The 19,953-nt window shown below is 46.1% G+C and carries 20 protein-coding genes; 12 read left to right on the top strand and 8 right to left on the bottom strand.

Annotation, left to right across the window (positions count from 1 at the left end; genetic code table 11):
* Positions 1–27: 27 nt before the first annotated feature.
* Positions 28–429, top strand: a complete 402-nt coding sequence (locus OCV20_RS24785; protein ID WP_086774053.1) for an SAM-dependent methyltransferase — start codon at positions 28–30, stop codon at positions 427–429.
* Between the two features lie 56 nt (positions 430–485).
* On the opposite strand, the gene OCV20_RS24780 is transcribed toward OCV20_RS24785, so the two are convergent.
* Complete coding sequence (locus OCV20_RS24780) at positions 486–1,187, bottom strand: lipoate--protein ligase family protein (protein ID WP_086774054.1); 702 nt, start codon at positions 1,185–1,187, stop codon at positions 486–488.
* 184 nt (positions 1,188–1,371) lie between these two features.
* Here OCV20_RS24780 and OCV20_RS24775 point away from each other — a divergent pair, with 184 nt between their 5' ends.
* The 6 genes from OCV20_RS24775 (at position 1,372) to OCV20_RS24750 (ending at position 6,263) form a co-directional block, all read left to right on the top strand.
* The gene (locus OCV20_RS24775; RefSeq protein WP_086774055.1) at positions 1,372–1,656 is read left to right on the top strand and encodes a type II toxin-antitoxin system TacA family antitoxin; all 285 of its coding nucleotides are present in this window, start codon (positions 1,372–1,374) and stop codon (positions 1,654–1,656) included.
* Positions 1,653–1,931: a type II toxin-antitoxin system RelE/ParE family toxin gene (locus tag OCV20_RS24770; RefSeq protein ID WP_048610373.1), complete on the top strand. Its 279-nt coding sequence runs from the start codon at positions 1,653–1,655 to the stop codon at positions 1,929–1,931. The genes OCV20_RS24775 and OCV20_RS24770 overlap by 4 nt, the downstream gene beginning before the upstream one ends.
* A gap of 213 nt (positions 1,932–2,144) precedes the next feature.
* Positions 2,145–3,044, top strand: coding sequence for a homocysteine S-methyltransferase family protein (locus OCV20_RS24765; RefSeq protein ID WP_086774056.1), 900 nt, complete (start codon positions 2,145–2,147; stop codon positions 3,042–3,044).
* 113 nt (positions 3,045–3,157) lie between these two features.
* Entirely contained in the window at positions 3,158–4,168 is a 1,011-nt protein-coding gene (locus OCV20_RS24760) for a Gfo/Idh/MocA family protein (protein WP_086774057.1), read from the top strand.
* 10 nt (positions 4,169–4,178) lie between these two features.
* Entirely contained in the window at positions 4,179–5,711 is a 1,533-nt protein-coding gene (locus OCV20_RS24755) for an SgrR family transcriptional regulator (RefSeq protein WP_086774058.1), read from the top strand.
* Positions 5,712–5,864: 153 nt separating this feature from the next.
* A complete protein-coding gene (locus OCV20_RS24750; protein ID WP_086774059.1) occupies positions 5,865–6,263 on the top strand; it encodes a DUF1090 domain-containing protein in 399 nt (132 codons plus the stop codon).
* A 101-nt stretch (positions 6,264–6,364) separates the two neighbouring features.
* Here the strand turns inward: OCV20_RS24750 and OCV20_RS24745 are convergent, their stop codons facing one another.
* From OCV20_RS24745 to OCV20_RS24730, 4 genes are all read right to left on the bottom strand, one after another.
* Positions 6,365–7,459, bottom strand: a complete 1,095-nt coding sequence (locus OCV20_RS24745) for an HDOD domain-containing protein (protein WP_086774060.1) — start codon at positions 7,457–7,459, stop codon at positions 6,365–6,367.
* A 236-nt stretch (positions 7,460–7,695) separates the two neighbouring features.
* The gene (locus OCV20_RS24740) at positions 7,696–8,751 is read right to left on the bottom strand and encodes an alcohol dehydrogenase family protein (protein WP_086774061.1); all 1,056 of its coding nucleotides are present in this window, start codon (positions 8,749–8,751) and stop codon (positions 7,696–7,698) included.
* On the bottom strand, positions 8,748–9,266 hold the full coding sequence (locus OCV20_RS24735) for a TetR/AcrR family transcriptional regulator (RefSeq protein WP_017061096.1): 519 nt from the start codon (positions 9,264–9,266) through the stop codon (positions 8,748–8,750). Before OCV20_RS24735 ends, OCV20_RS24740 begins: the two co-directional genes overlap by 4 nt.
* A gap of 189 nt (positions 9,267–9,455) precedes the next feature.
* Entirely contained in the window at positions 9,456–10,589 is a 1,134-nt protein-coding gene (locus OCV20_RS24730) for a multidrug effflux MFS transporter (RefSeq protein WP_086774062.1), read from the bottom strand.
* Between the two features lie 97 nt (positions 10,590–10,686).
* Here OCV20_RS24730 and OCV20_RS24725 point away from each other — a divergent pair, with 97 nt between their 5' ends.
* Entirely contained in the window at positions 10,687–11,460 is a 774-nt protein-coding gene (locus OCV20_RS24725) for an AraC family transcriptional regulator (RefSeq protein WP_086774063.1), read from the top strand.
* A gap of 101 nt (positions 11,461–11,561) precedes the next feature.
* On the opposite strand, the gene uxuA is transcribed toward OCV20_RS24725, so the two are convergent.
* The 3 genes from uxuA to OCV20_RS24710 all read right to left on the bottom strand — a co-directional run bounded on the left by uxuA (position 11,562) and on the right by OCV20_RS24710 (position 14,830).
* On the bottom strand, positions 11,562–12,749 hold the full coding sequence (uxuA, locus tag OCV20_RS24720; RefSeq protein WP_086774064.1) for a mannonate dehydratase: 1,188 nt from the start codon (positions 12,747–12,749) through the stop codon (positions 11,562–11,564).
* Positions 12,750–12,956: 207 nt separating this feature from the next.
* Positions 12,957–13,739, bottom strand: a complete 783-nt coding sequence (locus tag OCV20_RS24715; RefSeq protein ID WP_017068144.1) for an FCD domain-containing protein — start codon at positions 13,737–13,739, stop codon at positions 12,957–12,959.
* Positions 13,740–13,846: 107 nt separating this feature from the next.
* The gene (locus OCV20_RS24710; protein ID WP_086774075.1) at positions 13,847–14,830 is read right to left on the bottom strand and encodes a TRAP transporter substrate-binding protein; all 984 of its coding nucleotides are present in this window, start codon (positions 14,828–14,830) and stop codon (positions 13,847–13,849) included.
* A 299-nt stretch (positions 14,831–15,129) separates the two neighbouring features.
* On the opposite strand from OCV20_RS24710, the gene OCV20_RS24705 reads away from it, so the two are divergent.
* The 4 genes from OCV20_RS24705 (at position 15,130) to uxaC (ending at position 19,950) form a co-directional block, all read left to right on the top strand.
* On the top strand, positions 15,130–15,642 hold the full coding sequence (locus OCV20_RS24705) for a TRAP transporter small permease (protein WP_048609952.1): 513 nt from the start codon (positions 15,130–15,132) through the stop codon (positions 15,640–15,642).
* Positions 15,643–15,657: 15 nt separating this feature from the next.
* Positions 15,658–16,965, top strand: coding sequence for a TRAP transporter large permease (locus tag OCV20_RS24700; protein WP_086774066.1), 1,308 nt, complete (start codon positions 15,658–15,660; stop codon positions 16,963–16,965).
* Between the two features lie 96 nt (positions 16,966–17,061).
* Positions 17,062–18,525 carry a fructuronate reductase gene (locus OCV20_RS24695; RefSeq protein ID WP_086774067.1) on the top strand — a complete coding sequence of 488 codons (1,464 nt, stop codon included), beginning with the start codon at positions 17,062–17,064 and terminating at the stop codon, positions 18,523–18,525.
* A 12-nt stretch (positions 18,526–18,537) separates the two neighbouring features.
* Positions 18,538–19,950, top strand: a complete 1,413-nt coding sequence (gene uxaC / locus OCV20_RS24690; RefSeq protein ID WP_086774068.1) for a glucuronate isomerase — start codon at positions 18,538–18,540, stop codon at positions 19,948–19,950.
* Positions 19,951–19,953 lie beyond the last annotated feature (3 nt).

The following is a 19,953-nucleotide window of genomic DNA, read 5'->3' as shown; positions in this document are numbered from 1 at the left end:
TAATAAAGAGATAAATAGGAGCTAAACATGTCTGAAGAACTGAAATTTATTGGCCGAATTGATACGCCGTATCACTCAGTGTCGGAGTGTCCGAATAACATCCAACCGGACAACGGCCCGATCTGTGAAATCATCTTAGATGACGTTTACCAGCAAGGTTTGCTAGGACTAAACCGTGGCGACCACATCTTGATCTTGTATTGGTTAGAAGGCGCAAAACGAGACGAGTTTATACAAAGCTGGGATGAAGAGACGCCGACCAAAGGCACCTTTGCACTGCGTTCACCGCACAGACCAAACCCAATCGGTGCCGCCGTGCTACCGATTGAAAAAATCGGGAATGGCACCGTAACCGTGAGAGGCTTAGATTGCTTGAACAACACACCTCTATTGGACATCAAGCCGGCGATCTATAAAGATAAGGGATAAACGAGAAATTGGTCTTCCTAAACAAGAGCGAGCTGTGCGTTAGCGAAAGGTTGGCATTACGCATACTTGATGAAAGCTTGGCTTAACTGCTGAAAGAGTGAGTCTACGTTGGGAAGGGTTGTCAGATGTGCGGACAACGGAGTATGAACCTGCGCATCCACCACGGTTGGATTTCCACAAACTTGATTATAAAAATTCACGGGCGCAACGATGTTTTCTAAGTCGACATCTAACAAGATACAGGCTTGCGAAAGTACGATTTGGCCGCCCCCTTGTTTAAGCAAAACACGCTGAGCAGTGCCCACTATTTTTTGTTTATTGATATTGAGGTTGTAATCACCATCACAATAAGAACCGGGGGTGGCATGTACATCCACATCAATACCAAATTCTTTAAAAAACAGGGTTAAGACATTGCACAGATGTAGATACGCTTTTTGGATGTTGTAGGCTTCATCACGAGGCCAATGGTAAATGTGCGATAGGTTAATGATCCCCGGTAGCTGGGGAACGGGAGCACCACCTGTTTTACGTGAGGTGAGTTGCCAACCTTGCGCCGCGAGTTGCTTTCTAGATTCCACCGTCACTGGCCACTTTTTACCTGCGGGCAAAACGAGTGTCGGCGTTTTTGCTTGCCACAGCATTAAGGCTTGTCCAATCTCACCCGCCTGAATTTGCTGCAATAATTCAGCTTCTTTTTCAAACGCACGATCAACATCAATGTGCGGGTAACGTACGAGTTTATTCGTTAACTTCAATGCACTTTCCTCTACAGATTGTGGTGACTTAGTGTTTAACGTTCTGAAATATTTTACGAGATATGTCGCTATGCAGGATGGAAATAGCGCCCAAATTTAGTTATTGGTGCCATAGTAGCTTGTCAGTTGCCCATCTCAAAGGTGAGTGCTAACATTTGTACACACACTAATAAAGGAATGCATCATGGACACTAGAATTCAATTTCGTATTGATGAAGAAACAAAACGCCTAGCTCAACAGATGGCTGAGAGCCAAGGTCGTACACTGAGTGGTGCTTGCCGTGAGCTTACTGAGCAACTCGCTGAGCAACAAAGACAGACATTATCTCACGATGCATGGCTAACTGAACAAGTAAACCTAGCATTTGAGAAGTTTGACTCAGGAGAATCCGTTTTCGTTGAACACCAAACTGCTAAATTTCGAATGGAAGAACGCAAAGCCAGAATCCGTAATCGAGGTAAGCAATGATTTTATGGGAAGAAGAATCACTCAATGATCGTGAAAGGATCTTTGAGTTTATCTATGACTTCAACCCTGATGCGGCAGAGAACGCTGACAACCTCATTGAAACAAAAGTAGAAAACTTGCTTGAGCAGCCTCTAATGGGTGTACAGAGAGACGGCATTCGTGGACGATTACTTATAATTCCTGAGATTTCAATGATCGTCTCCTATTGGATAGAAGGCGACGTTATCCGAATTATGCGCGTACTCCACCAGAAACAAAAGTTCCCAATGGATTGATTACTTCCTCTGGTATGCCACTCATGCGTATAGATATTGATTCGTGTGGAGGTGCACATTATTGTCAAAGAGCGATCTAAATTATGCCTTGGCTATCTCCAAAACAGTCCGACACCTTTTCTCGATAACACAGAGTCTTGATGGCTTCTGTCTAACAAGGTTGTCTGATATGGTGGCGGCAGAACTTCAGCAATTGTTTAGATAGTATTGAATATGAAAACACTAACCATACTTGATGGCGGCATGGGCCGAGAACTCAAAGAAATTGGCGCGCCATTTTCTCAACCGCTTTGGAGTGCTCAAGCGCTGATTGAAGCACCCGAATTTGTCAGCCAAGCGCATCAAAACTTTGTCGATGCAGGTGCTGAAATCCTGATCACCAACAGCTACGCGTGTGTGCCTTTTCATTTGGGTGAAGAGCTGTTCGAACAACGAGGCTTTGAACTAGCCGCACTGTCTGGTGAGCTGGCTAAATCAGTTGCAGACAATGCCCCTCACACAGTACAAGTAGCAGGCGCGATTCCACCGCCATTTGGCAGCTACCGACCAGATTTGTTTAAGGTAGAAGAAGCGGCGCCAATTATTCAAACGCTTTACGATGCCCAAGATCCAAACATCGATCTTTGGATAGCGGAAACCATCTGTAGCCTGCAAGAATTCGAATCCATTCATGCGGTTCTTAAGCAGTCCGATAAGCCGTGTTACTACGCATTCAGTTTGGAAGACACCAAGGGCGATTCTGCCAATATTCGTTCAGGCGAGAGCGTAACAGACGCCATCAAACTTGCCTGCCAATCAAACGCGACAGGCATTATGTTTAACTGCTCAGTGCCAGAAGTGATGGATCAAGCCATTATAGATACTAAGAAAGTGATCGATGAGCTAGGTAGTGATTTAGAAATTGGTGTCTACGCCAATAATTTTGCACCTATCAGCAGCGAACATGAAGCGAATGACATGTTTCAAGAAATGCGTGAGCTGGATGGCCAAGGTTACTTAACTTACGCTAAACGTTGGCACGCACTGGGCGCGAATATTATCGGTGGCTGTTGTGGCATCGGGCCAAAACACATTAAAGCCCTAGCCGATTGGAAGCGCTCCCTACAGAGCTGATCAAGAGCTTCAACTAAAATAAAATAAATAGAGAACAGGTTGAGAAATCTGTTCTCTATTTGTATGTGGCGTCTCTGAGTACACTGAGACAAAACAACGATTTGGAGTAACTGATGAGCGACACGCAACGAAAAATTAAATGGGGTATCGCAGGGCTAGGCAATATCGCCAATCGATTCGCGACCGCTGTAACAGAGCACTGTCTGCATGGTGAGCTTTATGCGGTTGCCGCAAGAGATCACTCACGCGCAGCCACATTCGCCAACAAGTTTGGTTGCGACAAGGCTTATGGTTCTTATGAAGAGATGGCGCATGATCCAAGTGTTGAAGCGGTTTACATCGCTACGGTTCACCCATACCACCAGCCACTCACTGAGTTGTTTCTAAAGAATAAAAAGCATGTATTGGTTGAGAAGCCGGCTTTCACCAACCTTGCTGACTGGCTTGAGATGAAAGCCCTCGCCACGCAAAATGGCGTGATGCTGTTGGAAGCGATGAAAACCGTGGTGTTTCCTGCGTATCGTGAGCTTCAATCATTCTTGGTCGATAACAACATTCAGATAGATTCAATCGAAGCCAGCTTTGGTAACCATCATGACTATGAGCCCGATTTGTTTATCTTCAATCCGGATTTGTCAGGCGGAGCAACGCTCGATGTCGGCGTCTATGGGCTTTGGTTCTTCTACGATCTGTGTCGAACGCTGGGTGTGAACCCTTCAAAACCTCAGGTAGAGATGTCGTGTCTGTATGAGGGAGCGAATGTTGATACCAATGCATGCTTTACATTCTCTGGTGATATAAGCGGTAAGATATCGGCATCAACAGTGCAAAACCTTCCCCGAACAGCACATTTAAGTGGACCCGAAACCAAAATCACCATTCACGAAAAATGGTGGAATCCGGCCTTTATTGAGATTGAACATCAAGGCAACAAGTCGACTATTAATTACCGAGTGACAGGGAATGGATTCGAGTTTGAAATCGACCATTTTTCAGAGTTAGTCCTTCAAGACAAAACTGAATCGGATATCCTAAGCTCAGAGATAACCTCTCGAGTTCTCGACACGATGGAAAAAGCACTCATTGACTCTGGCTATCAACACTTAACTCAACCTCGTCGTTAGGAAAAGAAAATTGGGCAACCTTAAGCGCAAGCTTGAACTGTATGAAAAGATATTTCAGGCTTTTGGGCCTGGAGTATCACATTGTCAGGTCAACCAACTGGCCACACTGCTGCACGTGAGTGAACGTCACGTTCAGACCTTACTCAAAGCGATGACAGCACAAGGCTGGATTGAGTGGCAAGCTAGCTCAGGCCGTAGCAAGAAGGCACAACTGACGTGTCTGGTTGAGCCCATTGAGGCGTGTTACCGATACGCACAAACCCAAGCTGACGCAGGCAACATAGAACAGGTGTTTAGCGCCTTGAGCTTCAATGGCCGCAATGCTGGCGCTGAGTTGCAAGCCTTTTTAAGCAGCACCAATCCGTCGGCGCAGAATATCGCGTACATCCCCTTTCACCGAGAACTCGAAGCGCTTCACCCTCAACGAGTACTTAGACGCACCGAACGCTTCTTAGTGATGCAAGTTTGCCAACGCCTTACCACCGTTCAGCACGGCAAACTCAGCGGAGATTTGGCTTATCATTGGCAGCCTAATCTAGATGCTACACAGTGGCATTTTCAAATTCGCAATGGTGTTCAGTTTCATAACGGAAGAACACTCGAACCTCAAGACATAGCGCGCAACCTTAACTCGCTCTGCCAAAGCAAAATATGGCGTAGTTGTTATCAGCATATTGATGAGGTCTCTGTCTCGGCAGGTAATGTGGTTGTCGTGAAATTGAATCAACCTGATTGGCATTTACCGCGCCTACTTGCTAGGGCTGAAGCTTCCGTATTCGATCACTCATCACCGACTGATAGGCTGATTGGATCTGGCGCGTTCTCATTAGACATATTCTCAAGCAAGATGTTGAGATTGAGCCGCAATAGCGCCTATTCACACAGCACGCCGATTCTCAATCGAGTCGAGTTGTGGGTCTATCCTGAATGGGCACAGAGTAAAGCCTGCGCTCAAAATCAGGTGTGCGTGAAACTGCCCGAGAAAACGACCACCGTGCGTGGCGATGACCATGCTTCCCAACCGGATTTCGGTTCAACGTTTTTCAAAATTCAAAACCCAGCGTTGATCAAAACAGAGCGTAAATTCAGCGTTGAAGACACCTCTGAATGCCAAGCGCTTTTCGAGCAGTTGTCAGTGTCTGGCGACCACAAAACCAGCGTGGAATATGGACATTACCTAACTAACTACCTAACTAACTACCTAACTACCAAAGACGTCGTGTTGTGTAGCATTATTGATGAGAACGACACCTTCACTTCGTGGTTAAGCTTTTTCACTCGCTTCCCATTTGAGGACTTAGCGCTGCCTGCTGAGATGCTAGAAAAAATCGAACAAGGCTTAGCTTCAATAAGAAACCAGCCCAACTTTGAGTTAGCGATGAATGCACTGTTGGAACTGAAGCATTGGTTGAATAACTCTGGGGTTGTGGTTGAGCTCAAGCAAGAGGCGTTCAACTTAGAGGTTTCTGAAAAGATACACGGCGCGCAAGTGAATGGTTTCGGTTGGTGCGAACTCGATCAGTTGTGGATTAACCATTTGTAAATCTAGCCATGTTCAAAAATAAGTCATTAGGCACAGCGACTTATCTTTAACACTCCCCTGCCAATAGCAAAGAAATGGGGTGCTAATGTACTCTCGAAGTGAGACTCAACAAATATAAGCACAAACTAAATAGACCCAATAAGAAGGTAAACCATGACTCGACACCTAAAAGGCTCATTACTGTTTCTTTGCGCATTCTCTTTTAACAGCATGGCAAGCACCCAATGCGACGCGCTAACTGGCTGTGAAAAGAAGTTCTGTGAGATCGAATATCAGATAAAGAAAGCGGAACAGTACGACAATCAGTACAAAGTGGAGCGATTAACAAAAGCGTTGAAAGCCGCGAAAGAGAACTGCACTAATGAAGGTTTGAAGGATGATCTCCGTGACAAGATTGAATCCAATGAACAAGATTTAGCTGAATACCAAGCCGACTTAGAAGAAGCAAAAAGAGATGAAAGAGCGGATAAAATTCGAAAGTATGAGGGTAAGATCCAAAAGGAACTGCGTAAAATCGATAAATTAAAGCAAGAACTGGCTAAGATCCCTTAATCGATAATTGAAACAAAAATGGTCTTACTGCTTAGTAAGACCATTTAGAAAATACCGCTTTATGACGACTTCAGAATCAACCTAGCCAACGCCAGCCGTTATTATCCCACCAGTGCCAATTCAGACTCTTTATAGATACGGTTTGCCACTTTGTATGCCGCAGGCGACGTTAGCGTATCTTTGCATCTACGCTTAAATTGCTCGACTTCAATCGTTTGTTCTTCCAGTAAATAGTACAACTCACTCAAATAGTTGGCTTCAAACACAGCTTGACCAACTGGTGTGCATTCGTATCGGCTCGACTCTTGGTAGCCAATTGCGGTCAACACTGATTCTGGCAGCTCCCAGAACTTGGCAATGGTGTAAGTCAGGCGAATTGAGTAGCTGTTCATCAGGCGCTTCAATGCTAACGAGTTAGGCGGAACAGAAGGATCAACATGCTTGAAGGCTTCTACCATCATCTGGAAAATGATCATCTTGCCTAAGTTGCGAATCAACCCAACAAAGTACGCCGCCGCTTGATCTTCTTGAGATGAAGAGTCTTTCATCAACTCCTTAGAAAACGACGCAGTCTGAACACTGTGATTCCAAATTTTCTCACCGAAGTGACGCCAGTAAATATTGTTCCCCGGCGTGAAGTTCTTCATGTAGCTATTCACCACCCCTTCAACAAGCCCCTGAGAACCCATATTTAGGAATGCTGTTTTTAGGTCGGTAACCTGTTTTTCATTGCGTTTGTAAAAGGCGCTATTTGCCAACTTAATTACATCGGCAGCCATACTCGGCTCACGCTCAATCACTCTTAACAATGCATCGACATCAAACTCATCGCTCTGTAATTCTGCCATTAACGTGGTCACAGAGGCTGGCATCACTGGCAGTTCATTAAGCAAGGCTTTTGGAGAGCGAATCAAGCGTTCGATCTGACAAGCGACAAAATCACTAAATGGGTCTGACTCCGTTCGAAGGCGAGACTCTCCAAACAAATAATCAAGGAACTCACCATCGTGAAGGCTAAGCGTCTTATCGACGATTAATGATGATGGCTGAGCGGACGACGGCGGAACAAAGATTGAAGACTGAACAGTATCATTAGCAACTATTTGTTGTTGCTCTTGTTGGGCAGGCTCTGCAGAGGGTTCGTTTTTTGAATCAACAAAAGGTGAGAATAGTGCCTGCAATACCCTTTTAAACATCAATACGGCTCCTAGATGATTATCAAACAATTCGGGATATATAACGGCGGTGATTATCGCACAGTTAATTCATAAACCACACAATGACAAATGAATCATTAATTTCTCAACTGTATAGGATCTGTTACTCAACGGGCTGCGAGACTGTGCCTACCAGCATTCACTAGAAACAAAAAGAGCGAACACATAACGCTTGCTCGCTCTTCCATAAATCTAAACCGTGAAGCTGACTAAAACTAGCGCTCTGCCACTTCCAACACGATCTTACCAACGTGTTTTTTCTTTAAGAACTCATCTTGCGCTTTATGGATATCGGCTAGCGGATAAGACTCTGCGACAATCGCGCCAATCTGCTGCTTCTCAATACGGTTGACTAGATTCTGGAATACCTGTGGTTCTAAAACCGTGCAACCAAAAAAGCTAAGGTCTTTGAGATACAGAGTTCGGACATCAAGCTCAACCATAGCACCGCCAATTGCGCCAGATACGGCATAACGACCATGTGGTTTCAGCACTTCAAGGAATTCAGGCCATTTGTCACCGGCGACTAAGTCGATAACCACATTCACACTGCTTTCGCCTAGCGCTTTAACCAAATCAGCATCACGGGCAATCACTTCATCAGCGCCAAGTTCAAGTAACTGTTGGTTCTTGCTTGGGCTAGTGATGGCAATCACATACGCGCCGCGAGCTTTTGCTAACTGAATAGCCGCAGAGCCCACACCGCCCGATGCGCCAGAGATAAGCACGCGATCACCCTCAGCCACATTCGAGCGAGTCAGCATGTTTTCTGCGGTCGAGTAAGAGCATGGGAAAGACGCTAGCTCAACATCCGACATGGTGCTGTTCACCGCGTAAGCATGTTTAGCTGCCACTTTGGTGTATTCAGCGAAACCACCATCGCATTCAGATCCGAAATACCATGGCTGTGGTAGATCTTGTCCATAAACCTCGGTCAAACAAGGCTCAATCAGAACACGCTCGCCAATACGTTCAGCCGAAACTTCGTTACCAACGGCTACGATGAAACCGCACACATCGGCACCTTGGATGCGAGGGAATTTCAACGCTTCGCCAGACCAACTGGCATCGTCTGAATCCTCACTTTTTGCATACCAACCGATTCGCGTGTTGATGTCGGTATTATTAACGCCTGCTGCCATGACTTTGATCAGCACTTCATTAGGCTCAATTTGTGGAACAGCAATGTCTTCACGGTACCCAAGCATCTCTGCCCCGCCGTGTCCTAGCATCTCTGCGCCTTTCATTGTTTTTGGTATCTCGAAATTCATACTGTTTCCTTGAGTAATTTTGTCACCATATTCTGTGCCGATGCCACTGCTTCTTCGCCTAAGACTGGCCACGCGCTTGATACGCCTTCATGAAGTAAAAACAGCGGTGTCGCGAGATCTTCTCGCAGGCTCTGCTTGCCTATTAGCAAACGAACTTGTTCTTTATGCTGTGTAACCGCTTGGCTGATAAGCTCATTATCGGGAAATGCGGCCATCGCATTCATCGACATACACCCGTGCGGCGCATATTCTTCTAACCATTGTTGAAGCTTGTTGAAGATATGAGTAACCGATGCGAGCCCCTTTTCAGGCGACGTTTCCAACAAGAAATCTAGGTAACGTTGGTGTCGATATTCCAAGGCACCAACGATCATCGCTTCTTTTGAAGGGAAGTGTTTATACAAGGTTCTTAGGCTTACATCGCACGCCGTTTTCAGCTGTGCAACACTCGGCTCAGCAAAACCTTGCTGGCTAAACGCCACCTCTAAACTTGCTGCAATCTGTTCTCTCAACATAGTGCTCTCTTAATACCGAATACCAATCGTAGTAAATAACTGTGATTGGCATAACAATGGGTAGAATGATTGTTCTACCTACAGGGTAGAACGATCACTCTACCCCTGTCAATATCCAAATTTACAAACCAAGAAATGATAAATTCCGCTCCAAACAGGGCACGGAATTTATCAATACAGATGAAACACTTAGCGTTTAAGAGAGAGCCGGCTGCGTATCGTCACCAACACAGACAAAGCGCCGCAAAGTACCAACGCCACCCCTAAATCTTGAATCATTCCCGCTAAAACGAGTCCTGAACCGATCAAGGTGTAATACATCAAACCAAACAGTGCGCCTGCACTTCCCGCTTGAGATTGGTAGTTGACTAATGCGCGACTCAACACATTGGGAATCGCAATACCAAATGCCATAACCACCAGCATCATCGGAAGTAAAAACCATATTGAGTGTTGTGAAAAATAGACACCCACGGCACCTAATGTTTGAAGCCCTGCCGCGATACCAATCAAAGACATTGAAGACACCTGTCGCTTCAATAATGTCTTGTTGACCAAGCTTCCTAACAGAGTCCCGAATCCAAGCACAATGCCGCTGTAGCCAAACTGCTCGACGCTAAATCCAAGTTGAATGAAGGCAAATGAACCCAATTGATAATAAGAAAACAGCGCAATATTGAACGACGCGACCAGCAACGCAGACATCCATATATCGCTATCTTTGATCATGTGAATACTGAGTGACTTTAACTGCAATGGCTGCCTAGATTGTTGCGTTTCAGGCAATGACCATAGGCTATGTACCAACAGCGCTAACACCATAATAAACAGGGCAATAAACACATATTGATGGCCGCCCGCTTGGCTTAATTGGCCGCCAAGAAGCAGCCCGATGATTGGGCTAATCGACAGCCCCATTCCCATGTAACCAAACACTTTAGCCAGTTCAGTACCGCTGAAAGCATCTCGCAGCATGGTTTGTGTCACCACCGAGCCCACCGCAAGCCCGAAAGCGCCCATGGCTCTGGCTATCATCAACCAAACAAAGCTATTGGTTTGCATAGCAATAAGTGCTGAACAGGCGAATAACCCCATGCCCAATAACATGGTTGGCCGGCGCCCCCACTTGTCTGCCAATATGCCCCATACCACAACACCGATCGCAAACGCTGAGAAGTAGATCGAGAGGGTTTGCGCCGCTTGTGCGTAACTCACATCAAAGGATTTCGATATTGAATCCAGAGTCGGGCTATAAATGGTTTCTGCGATTTGAGGGAACATCAGCAATAGCACCATTTGCCATAAAGAAGGTTTTGTTTTCATCATTTTTCCAAGACCAGTGAACTTGACGAGGAGTCTAGGGGAAACTAACCTTGGCTCGTTAACAACATTAAAACCAAAAACAACAAGATTAGGACAAATGGCATTAATCAGCGAAACGATTGAGTTTGATGCAGACAGCTTGCCTGCGCCCGTAATAGGGATTGCGGCAGAGCTAGGTCAGCATGACTCAGGAATACATCACCACATAAAAGGACAGCTGCTGTATGCTCCGCAGGGTTGCATCACCTTGACCTTAGAAAACGCCATTTGTATTTTGCCGCCGACCAAAGCTGTGTGGATCCCGCCTTATACCAAGCATCGCGCGCAGATGACCAATGTGGTTGCTTATCGGTCGCTCTATTTTGATAGCAGTATTTACACCTGCCCAGAAGCGATTGAAATTGTAGAAGTGAACGAGCTTTTAAAAGCCCTGATCAATAAGATGGCTTTCTGGGATTGGGACATTGCCCGCGAGCAAACCACCAATACCGCCAACCTATTCTGGGAAGAGTTTTACAGCGCTAACCAACACTCGTTTATCTTGCCACTACCGACAGATCGGCGCTTTAAAAGCTTTTGCAAACGAGTCCGAACCGCTTCCTTTCTTGCCCCAGCCCTCTCGACATTAGCGAACTCGGTTGGCGCAAGCACCAAGACGATTACTCGATTATTCAAAGCCGAAACAGGCATGACTTATCAAGAGTGGCGACAGCAATGGCGCTTGTTTAAAGCGATTGAACTGCTCTCAAAAAACCGACAAGTCGGTGATGTGGCTCATCTGCTAGAATTCTCATCCAACAGTGCGTTTATCGCCTTTTTCAAACAGCAAACCGGACAAACCCCGTTGGCCTTTACCAAGTTAGGGACGTGATTGTAGTAATCCAAACTCTTAGGTTTTACTTAGCTCAGATACAAAAAAAACCAGAACATGAGTTCTGGTTTTTAAAAGTATTTTAAAGCTAGATGCCGTCGTTACTTAGTGTAGAAAGCGCGTTTCAATGCCATCTCTAAACCACGAACTTCAGCTAAGCCTTTCAGTCGACCAATCGCCGAATAACCTGGGTTAGTGGTTTTCTTAAGGTCATCCAGCATTTGATGACCGTGATCCGGACGCATTGGAATTAAGCGGTGATCGCCCACTTCTGCACGACGATTTTCTTCATCCAAAATAGCCATCACAACGTTGTACATGTCCACATCACCATCTAGGTGCGCTGCTTCGTGGAATGTCATTGGGTTACTCTCTTCACGCTTAGTTGAACGCAGGTGCGTAAAGTAAATTCGGTCACCGTGCTTTTTGATCATATTAACCAGATCATTGTCGCCACGAACACCGTATGAACCCGTACACATCGTCAAGCCATTCATTTTGCTCGGTACATGCTCGGTCAACCAATCAATGTCTTCGATCGTTGAAACGATGCGAGGCAAGCCTAGAATTGGACGCGGTGGATCGTCTGGGTGAACCGCCATCTTCAAGCCATTCGCATCACAGATAGGCATCAGCTCAGCGAGGAAGTAAGACATGTGCTCACGTAGCTTGTCTTTGTCGATTCCCGCATAGCGATCTAGCTGTGCTTGAAACGCTTCTAGTGTGTAACCTTCTTCAGCTCCTGGCAGGCCAGCGATGATGTTATTAGTCAGTTGCTGAATTTGCTCTGGCGTCATGTTGTTGAAGTAATCCAACGCTTGAGCTTGCTCTGATTTTGAATAGTCCGATTCTGCACCTGGGCGCTTCAAGATATGCAGCTCAAATGCCGCAAACGCGATTTGGTCAAAGCGCAGTGCGCGCGAGCCATCAGGCATTTCAAATTCTAAATCGGTACGCGTCCAGTCCAACACGGGCATGAAGTTATAACAAACCGTATCGATGCCACACTCAGCAAGGTTAGACAGAGTTTGCTTATAGTTATCAATCCACTGCTGGTAGTTGCCAGTTTGAGTTTTGATCTCTTCGTGCACAGGCACGCTTTCTACGACCGACCACGTTAAACCTTTCTCTTCGATAATGGCTTTACGCTTAAGGATTTCTTCTTTTGTCCAAACTTCACCATTTGGAATATGGTGCAGTGCATTCACAATACCAGTTGCGCCCGCTTGACGAATATCGTCTAGCGAAACTTGATCATTAGGGCCGTACCAACGCCACGTTTGTTCCATGAGACTTACCTTTCTTTAAGACGCACTTAGCCGGCTCGAATTAATCAAGCTAAATGCAATAACGACTTCTTAATGGCAGCAATGACAATTACTGCCCGAGATAGCACCGGTCTACGCCGGTCTAAAGACGATTACCTATCTACAACCTAGTGAATGAATCAGCTTTCAAGAGGAGCCTTGTCGCTGAATTCAACATTAGCTTCAGAACTAGCTTTCTGAGCTAAGCAGCACCACTGGATTGGAGCTAAATAAGTAACCATCAAAGTTTGGGTCATCAATGTCTGACAGCGCTAACAAACGCTGTTTAACATTCTCAAGGTGTTGCCACATTGCGTTCTTAGCAGCGACAGGGTCTTTGCGCTGTAAGGCGGCGAGGATACGAGCGTGATCATCTAACCATTCTTCACGGTAATCTTGACCACTGATGTGAGAGTGGAGTTTATTCCACATTGGACTCTTTTCGCGTCGATCCCAGGATTGTTTCAACATATCTACCAGCACAGAGTTTTGAGTGGCCTCTGCAATACACATGTGAAATCTTTCATCTCCGCTGCAATCGGTAGTGCCGCTTGCAAGCTCTTCGCGCTCGAGTTCGAGTGCAGAGCGCATCTTAATGATGTCGCCCGGAGTGACCTGAGTTGCCGCAAACTCCGCGATATTACTTTCCAGTAATTGGCGGGCCTGCAGCATCTCGAATGGACCAGCGTCATCACTGACCACATTCTCGCGAGAATGAGTTGGAATGTTCAGGACATAAACACCCGACCCTTTTTTCACCTCAACTAAGTTTTCAAGCTCCAGCATGATGATCGCTTCACGCACCACAGTGCGGCTTACATCTAGACGATCAGCAATATCGCGTTCTGGAGGTAACCTATCTCCGACCTTATACAGGCCTTCAATCAGTTCTTTTCTTAGTACTAACCCTATCTCCTGATAAGGTCTTTTCGGCTCGAAAGGCATCATGATGATATTGTCACTTCTTTCCATTGTATTTCTCTCGCCATCATAATGACCAAATATAATTGGTCAACCTCTATATCCTAAAATGCAGTAACACCTTGTTTTTGTATTACTCTTTTTTCTATATTTGCTCGTTATTCAACAGCCTGAATACGGTCAATCAATGCGCTCAATTCTGGGTCCGCTTTATCTAGCGCGTCGTACATAGGTTGAACCGCTAGTGCGAATGCAGCCTTGTCTGGTTCCACAAAAGTAACGCCCATTTCCTCGGCTTTAGCACGCTCTTTTGCTTCCGATTCCGCCCACAGTTTCTTCATCAATTCCGATGAATCACTTGCCGCCGTCATTAGCGCATCTTGTTGTTCTGTAGTCAGTTTATCGTATGCTTTGGTTGAGATAACCAACACATCCGGAACCATCGTGTGCTCATCTAAGCTAAAGTATTTAGACACTTCACTGTGACGGCTCAAGCTGAAAGAAGGAATGTTATTTTCAGCCGCATCTACGACACCTTGCTGCAGTGCTGTGTACAACTCACCGTAAGCGAGTGGCGTTGGGTTAGCGCCTAACGCTTTCACCATCGCAATTGCTGATGGGCTTGGTTGAACACGAACTTTCAAACCTTTCAGATCTTCTGGTGTGTTAATTGGCTTGTTGGTATAGAAGCTACGCGCACCAGCGTCGTAATAAGTCACACCAATAAAGCCGCTATCACGAGAAGAGTTAAGAATGTCACGGCCGACTTCACCATCAGTCACACTGTAGTAGTGCGCTTGATCGCGGAATAAGTAAGGCATGTTGAATGATGAATAAGCAGGAGAAAAAGCTTCTAGCTCAGCAGCATTACTTTTCACCATATCTAAAGCGCCGTTCTGCATCAGCTCCATAGATTCACGCTGTGTACCCAATTGAGCATCAGGGTAAATACGAATACGCACCTCACCATCAGTCAATTCACGTACTTCTTTCGCCATAAACGTCATCGCTTCATGTACTGCATGGTCACGAGGGTGGTTATGGCTCAGTTTCAATGTTGTCGCTGCATAAGCAGAAGCTGTTGCTCCAAAAGTCAAAGCAGCACCGACAACCGCACTAATCAAAGTTTTACGCGTCATCATCATTCTTATTCTCCGTGGATTGGTTATCCAAAATGTAGGGTGTTTTTTGTTATGGGCTCATATTGGCGCTCAAAAAAGGAACCGTCAAAGCTGAATTTAAAATTGATTGACCAATATCACAATAAAAACCCAAAAATTGGTCAACCAAAACCATTTGTGAAGTTGCTCACGCCAACCAAAAAATGAATAGCTTATGATTCAGCCAGATTTTTGAACATCCCATCCCTACATAGAAACAATTTCTTACATTGGTAAACCAATTGTTATGAGATACGCAATTTTGTTGAAAGGAAATAAACATGAATAAATTGGTCAGTTACATAAATAGAGGGTTGGCCGCCTTTACAGTGTCTCTATCGTCTTTCTTAGTGCTGTGTGTGATATGGCAGGTTTTATCCCGCTATGTTATTGGCAAACCAAGTACTGTTACCGACGAACTCGCGCGTTATCTCTTTATGTGGGTAGCCTTAATTGGTGCTGCTTACACTACGGGGCTGAAACGCCACCTTGCCATCGACCTGCTTACGATGAAGCTGACTGGCAAACGCAAATTAATCAACGAAATCGTTATCCAAATAGCCATCGCTTCTTTCTCTTATATCGTTCTAGTACACGGCGGAAGCCAACTTGCTGCTAAAACGCTTGCGATGGGACAGCTGACTCCCGCTCTAGGTTTAGAAATGGGCTACATCTACTTCTGCTTACCGATTAGTGGCGCTTTGATGATTTTTTACTCCGTCGTATTTACCTACGAACGCGTTAAACAATTAATGTCAGGTGACGATTTGATCACCGACTCACAACTTGATTGATAGAAGGATTTCACAATGGAATGGCAAGTAATACTGACCTTATTCGGTAGTTTCGCTGTACTGCTTACAATCGGTGTACCGGTCTCTTTTGCGATTGGTTTATCGTCACTAGCAACCATCTTAATGAGCTTACCGCTTGAACCTGCAATCGCTGTAGTTGCTCAACGTATGGCCGCAGGCCTTGATAACTTTGCACTATTGGCAATCCCGTTCTTCATTTTGGCGGGCAACATCATGAACCAAGGCGGCATCGCGCTGCGTTTGATCAACTTCGCGAAAGTGTTAGGTGGTCGTCTACCGGGTTCATTGGCACACGTAAACGTGATGGCAAACATGATGTTTGGTTCCATCTCAGGCTCAGCGGTTGCATCGGCGGCTGCAGTGGGTGGCACCATGTCTCCTCTGCAAAAGAAAGACGGCTACGACGAAAACTTCTCTGCTGCGGTAAACATTACTTCTTGTCCTACTGGTCTATTAATTCCGCCAAGTAACACGCTGATCGTTTTCTCATTGGTTTCTGGTGGTACTTCAATTGCGGCGCTGTTCTTAGCGGGCTACATCCCAGGTATCTTAATGGGATTAAGTATCATGATTGTGGCGGGTATCATTGCGAAACGTCGCGGTTACCCAGTGGCAGCGCGTCCTTCATTATCAATGGTTTGGGATACCTTCCTAAAAGCGGCACCTTCTTTAGCACTGATCGGCATCATCATGGGCGGCATCATTGGCGGTATCTTTACTGCTACTGAGGCTTCCGCAATTGCTGTGGTATACACGTTTGTTTTAGCTGTACTTGTCTACCGTGAAGTGAAATGGGGTGATATTCCAAAGATCATCCTTGAGTCTGCAGTAACAACATCTATCGTTCTATTACTAGTTGGCGCATCAATGGGTATGTCTTGGGCAATGGCGAACGCCGATGTGCCTTACATGATTGCTGTTGCATTACTGGCGGTTTCTGATAATCCGCTAATGATTCTATTGATCATCAACATCATCCTGCTGATTGTGGGTATCTTCATGGATATGACACCAGCGGTACTGATATTCACACCAATCTTCTTACCAATTGCGCTAGACCTAGGCATCGACCCTGTTCACTTCGGCATCATGATGACCTTCAACCTTGCTATCGGTATCTGTACACCGCCAGTAGGTAGTGCTCTGTTCATTGGTTGTTCGGTTGCCAACATTGCCATCGACAAAGTCATCAAACCTTTGTTGCCATTCTACGCAGCACTGATTGCAGCCTTGATGGCCGTTACTTTTATCCCTGAGCTGAGCTTGTTCCTACCTGAATTGGTACTGGGCTACGGTTCGTAATTTGGTCACAGATAGATTCTAAGACTGCTAAACACTCAAACGCTTTATCAAATAATAAAATCCCGCTGGTTCGCTGGCGGGAAAAGGAACTGAATAATGAAGACTGTTGCTAACTCTACGCTGCCAAACACTGTATTACGACCTGACTACGACCGTTCAGCACTCCAAAGCCGTATTGTGCATCTTGGTTTCGGTGCATTTCACCGAGCGCACCAAGCGTTGTTCACCAATGAAATGCTCAGCAAAACCAACACTGATTGGGGTATTTGTGAGATAAACCTATTCGGCGGCGAAGACCTAGTTGAATCACTTCGCGCGCAAGACCACCTTTACACCGTAGCTGAAAAAGGCGCTGAATCCACAGACGTTAAAGTGATCGGCTCAGTAACCGAATCTCTTCACCCAAGTCTAGATGGCATCGAAACCGTATTAGAAAAAATGGCCGAACCACAAGTGGCGATCGTTTCTATGACCATCACAGAGAAAGGCTACTGCGCTGACCCAGCGACAGGAAAACTCGACAAAAATAACCCATTAGTCATCGCTGACCTAGCTAACCCAAATCAACCAAAATCTGCGCTTGGCTACATTGTCCAAGCCTTAAAAATTCGCCGCGAACGAGGCTTAACACCATTCACGGTTATGTCTTGCGACAACGTGCAAGAGAACGGTCATGTAGCAAAAGCAGCGATCATTGAGTTTGCTCAACTGCTTGACCCTGAATTACGTGATTGGATTGAAACCAATGTCACCTTCCCATGCACCATGGTTGACCGCATCGTACCCGCAGCAACAGAAGAAACATTGACAGAAATTGCAGAACTACTTGGTTGTGAAGACCCATGTGGCATCGCTTGTGAACCCTTCCGCCAATGGGTGATTGAAGATAACTTTGTGGCAGGTCGTCCAGATTGGAATGTCGCTGGCGCAGAGTTCGTAGAAGATGTAGTGCCTTACGAAGAGATGAAACTGCGCATGCTCAATGGCAGTCACTCTTTCCTTGCTTACCTTGGATACCTTGGTGGCTACGACCATATTTCCGACACCATGACGGATGTTGGCTACCGAAAAGCCGCTTTTGACATGATGATGAAATCCCAAGCACTTTCGTTAACGATGCCTGAAGGGACTGATTTAGAAGGTTACGCAACCTTGCTGATCAACCGCTTCACTAACCCAAGCTTGAAGCACAAGACATGGCAGATTGCGATGGATGGCAGCCAGAAGATCCCTCAACGTATGGGTGGCAGCTTACGATTCCATTTAGAGCAAGGCTCAGATTTCTCGTGGCTTGCAACCGCCATCGCTGGCTGGATGCGTTATGTATCTGGCGTTGATGAGCAAGGCAATGAGATTGATGTTCGCGATCCAATGGCAGATACACTTCGTCAGATCTGCGACCAGCATGGACTCAATGTATCTGTGGTTCCGGCGTTGCTTGCGGTTGAAGCGATTTTCCCTGCTGAGCTAGGTCAAAACCCGCAGGTGATTGATGCGGTAAGTTCAGCGTACCAATCATTAATTGAACACGGTGCTGTTGCGACCGTGGCTGCGTTATAAGGAGTACAAACAATGAAGAATTTCTTATGTGAAGACTTTTTACTGTCGAATGAGACTGCACGCCGTTTGTACCACGAACACGCAAGCCACCAGCCGATTTATGACTATCACTGCCACCTAAACCCGGCAGAAGTGGCTCAAGATCGTCAGTTCGAAAACATGTCTAAGATTTGGCTTGAAGGTGACCACTACAAATGGCGTGGTATGCGTTCAGCAGGGATTGATGAGCGTCTGATTACTGGAGGCGCAAGCGATTATGATAAGTTCATGGCATGGGCTAGAACCGTCCCTCAAACCTTGGGCAACCCACTTTACCACTGGACTCATTTAGAACTACGCCGCCCATTTGGTATTACTGGCACTCTCTTTGGTCCAGAAACCGCAGACCAAATTTGGCACGAAGGCAACGAGCTATTAGCGACACCGGAATTTAGTGCTCGCGGCATCATGAAGCAAATGAATGTGGTGATGGCAGGTACGACAGACGATCCTATTGACTCTCTTGAACACCATAAAGCGATCGCTCAAGACAATTCATTTGATGTGAAGGTTCTACCAAGCTGGCGCCCAGATAAAGCGTTCAAAATTGAACTTGATGGCTTTGCTGATTACCTACAAAAATTAGGCATGGTTGCTGACGTTGAGATCACTCACTTCCATCATCTGTTGAGTGCCTTAGACAGCCGCCTAACGCATTTCAACGACCATGGTTGCCGTGCAGCAGACCACGGTATTGAAGTGGTTCGCTACGCACCTATTCCATCAGAATCGGATTTGGATGCCCTGTTAACTCGACGCCTCAATGACGAAACACTCACCGATCTAGAATGTGCGCAGTTTTCAACAGCGGTTCAAGTGTGGTTAGGCAAGCGCTACGCCGCAATGGGTTGGGTAATGCAGCTTCACATTGGTGCTCAGCGCAATAACAACACGCGTATGTTCCAACTGTTAGGCGCAGATGCAGGGTTTGATTCGATTAGCGATAAGACGTTTGCCTTCGAATTGGCTCATCTGTTGGACGAGATGGATCAAAGTAACGAGTTACCTCGCACCATCCTTTACTGCTTAAACCCTCGCGATAACGAGATGATGGCAACCATGATTGGTAACTTCCAAGGTGGCGGCATCGCGGGCAAAGTTCAGTTTGGTTCTGGTTGGTGGTTCAACGATCAGAAAGACGGCATGCAACGCCAAATGGAGCAGCTATCTCAGCTTGGTCTGCTTAGCCAGTTTGTCGGCATGCTGACTGACTCTCGCAGCTTCTTGTCGTACACACGCCACGAATACTTCCGCCGAATTCTGTGTGACATGCTTGGTCGTTGGGCTGAAAACGGCGAGGTGCCGAACGACATGTCACTGCTTGGCCCTATGGTCGAAGACATCTGCTTTGGTAACGCAAAACGCTACTTCGAAGAGAGGGCGTAACCG

It is taken from the genome of Vibrio coralliirubri, from assembly GCF_024347375.1.
GTDB lineage: Bacteria > Pseudomonadota > Gammaproteobacteria > Enterobacterales > Vibrionaceae > Vibrio > Vibrio coralliirubri.
This window is presented reverse-complemented; position numbering and strand designations above follow the sequence as displayed.

What these genes read in the sequence shown, in the direction of transcription:
- OCV20_RS24785 (WP_086774053.1), top strand. Translation starts at nt 28, where the DNA reads ATGTCTGAAGAACTGAAATTTATTGGCCGAATTGATACGCCGTATCAC.
- OCV20_RS24775 (WP_086774055.1), top strand. Translation starts at nt 1,372, where the DNA reads ATGGACACTAGAATTCAATTTCGTATTGATGAAGAAACAAAACGCCTA.
- OCV20_RS24770 (WP_048610373.1), top strand. Translation starts at nt 1,653, where the DNA reads ATGATTTTATGGGAAGAAGAATCACTCAATGATCGTGAAAGGATCTTT.
- OCV20_RS24765 (WP_086774056.1), top strand. Translation starts at nt 2,145, where the DNA reads ATGAAAACACTAACCATACTTGATGGCGGCATGGGCCGAGAACTCAAA.
- OCV20_RS24760 (WP_086774057.1), top strand. Translation starts at nt 3,158, where the DNA reads ATGAGCGACACGCAACGAAAAATTAAATGGGGTATCGCAGGGCTAGGC.
- OCV20_RS24750 (WP_086774059.1), top strand. Translation starts at nt 5,865, where the DNA reads ATGACTCGACACCTAAAAGGCTCATTACTGTTTCTTTGCGCATTCTCT.
- OCV20_RS24745 (WP_086774060.1), bottom strand. Translation starts at nt 7,459, where the DNA reads ATGTTTAAAAGGGTATTGCAGGCACTATTCTCACCTTTTGTTGATTCA.
- OCV20_RS24740 (WP_086774061.1), bottom strand. Translation starts at nt 8,751, where the DNA reads ATGAATTTCGAGATACCAAAAACAATGAAAGGCGCAGAGATGCTAGGA.
- OCV20_RS24735 (WP_017061096.1), bottom strand. Translation starts at nt 9,266, where the DNA reads ATGTTGAGAGAACAGATTGCAGCAAGTTTAGAGGTGGCGTTTAGCCAG.
- OCV20_RS24730 (WP_086774062.1), bottom strand. Translation starts at nt 10,589, where the DNA reads ATGAAAACAAAACCTTCTTTATGGCAAATGGTGCTATTGCTGATGTTC.
- OCV20_RS24725 (WP_086774063.1), top strand. Translation starts at nt 10,687, where the DNA reads ATGGCATTAATCAGCGAAACGATTGAGTTTGATGCAGACAGCTTGCCT.
- uxuA (WP_086774064.1), bottom strand. Translation starts at nt 12,749, where the DNA reads ATGGAACAAACGTGGCGTTGGTACGGCCCTAATGATCAAGTTTCGCTA.
- OCV20_RS24715 (WP_017068144.1), bottom strand. Translation starts at nt 13,739, where the DNA reads ATGGAAAGAAGTGACAATATCATCATGATGCCTTTCGAGCCGAAAAGA.
- OCV20_RS24710 (WP_086774075.1), bottom strand. Translation starts at nt 14,830, where the DNA reads ATGATGACGCGTAAAACTTTGATTAGTGCGGTTGTCGGTGCTGCTTTG.
- OCV20_RS24705 (WP_048609952.1), top strand. Translation starts at nt 15,130, where the DNA reads ATGAATAAATTGGTCAGTTACATAAATAGAGGGTTGGCCGCCTTTACA.
- OCV20_RS24700 (WP_086774066.1), top strand. Translation starts at nt 15,658, where the DNA reads ATGGAATGGCAAGTAATACTGACCTTATTCGGTAGTTTCGCTGTACTG.
- OCV20_RS24695 (WP_086774067.1), top strand. Translation starts at nt 17,062, where the DNA reads ATGAAGACTGTTGCTAACTCTACGCTGCCAAACACTGTATTACGACCT.
- uxaC (WP_086774068.1), top strand. Translation starts at nt 18,538, where the DNA reads ATGAAGAATTTCTTATGTGAAGACTTTTTACTGTCGAATGAGACTGCA.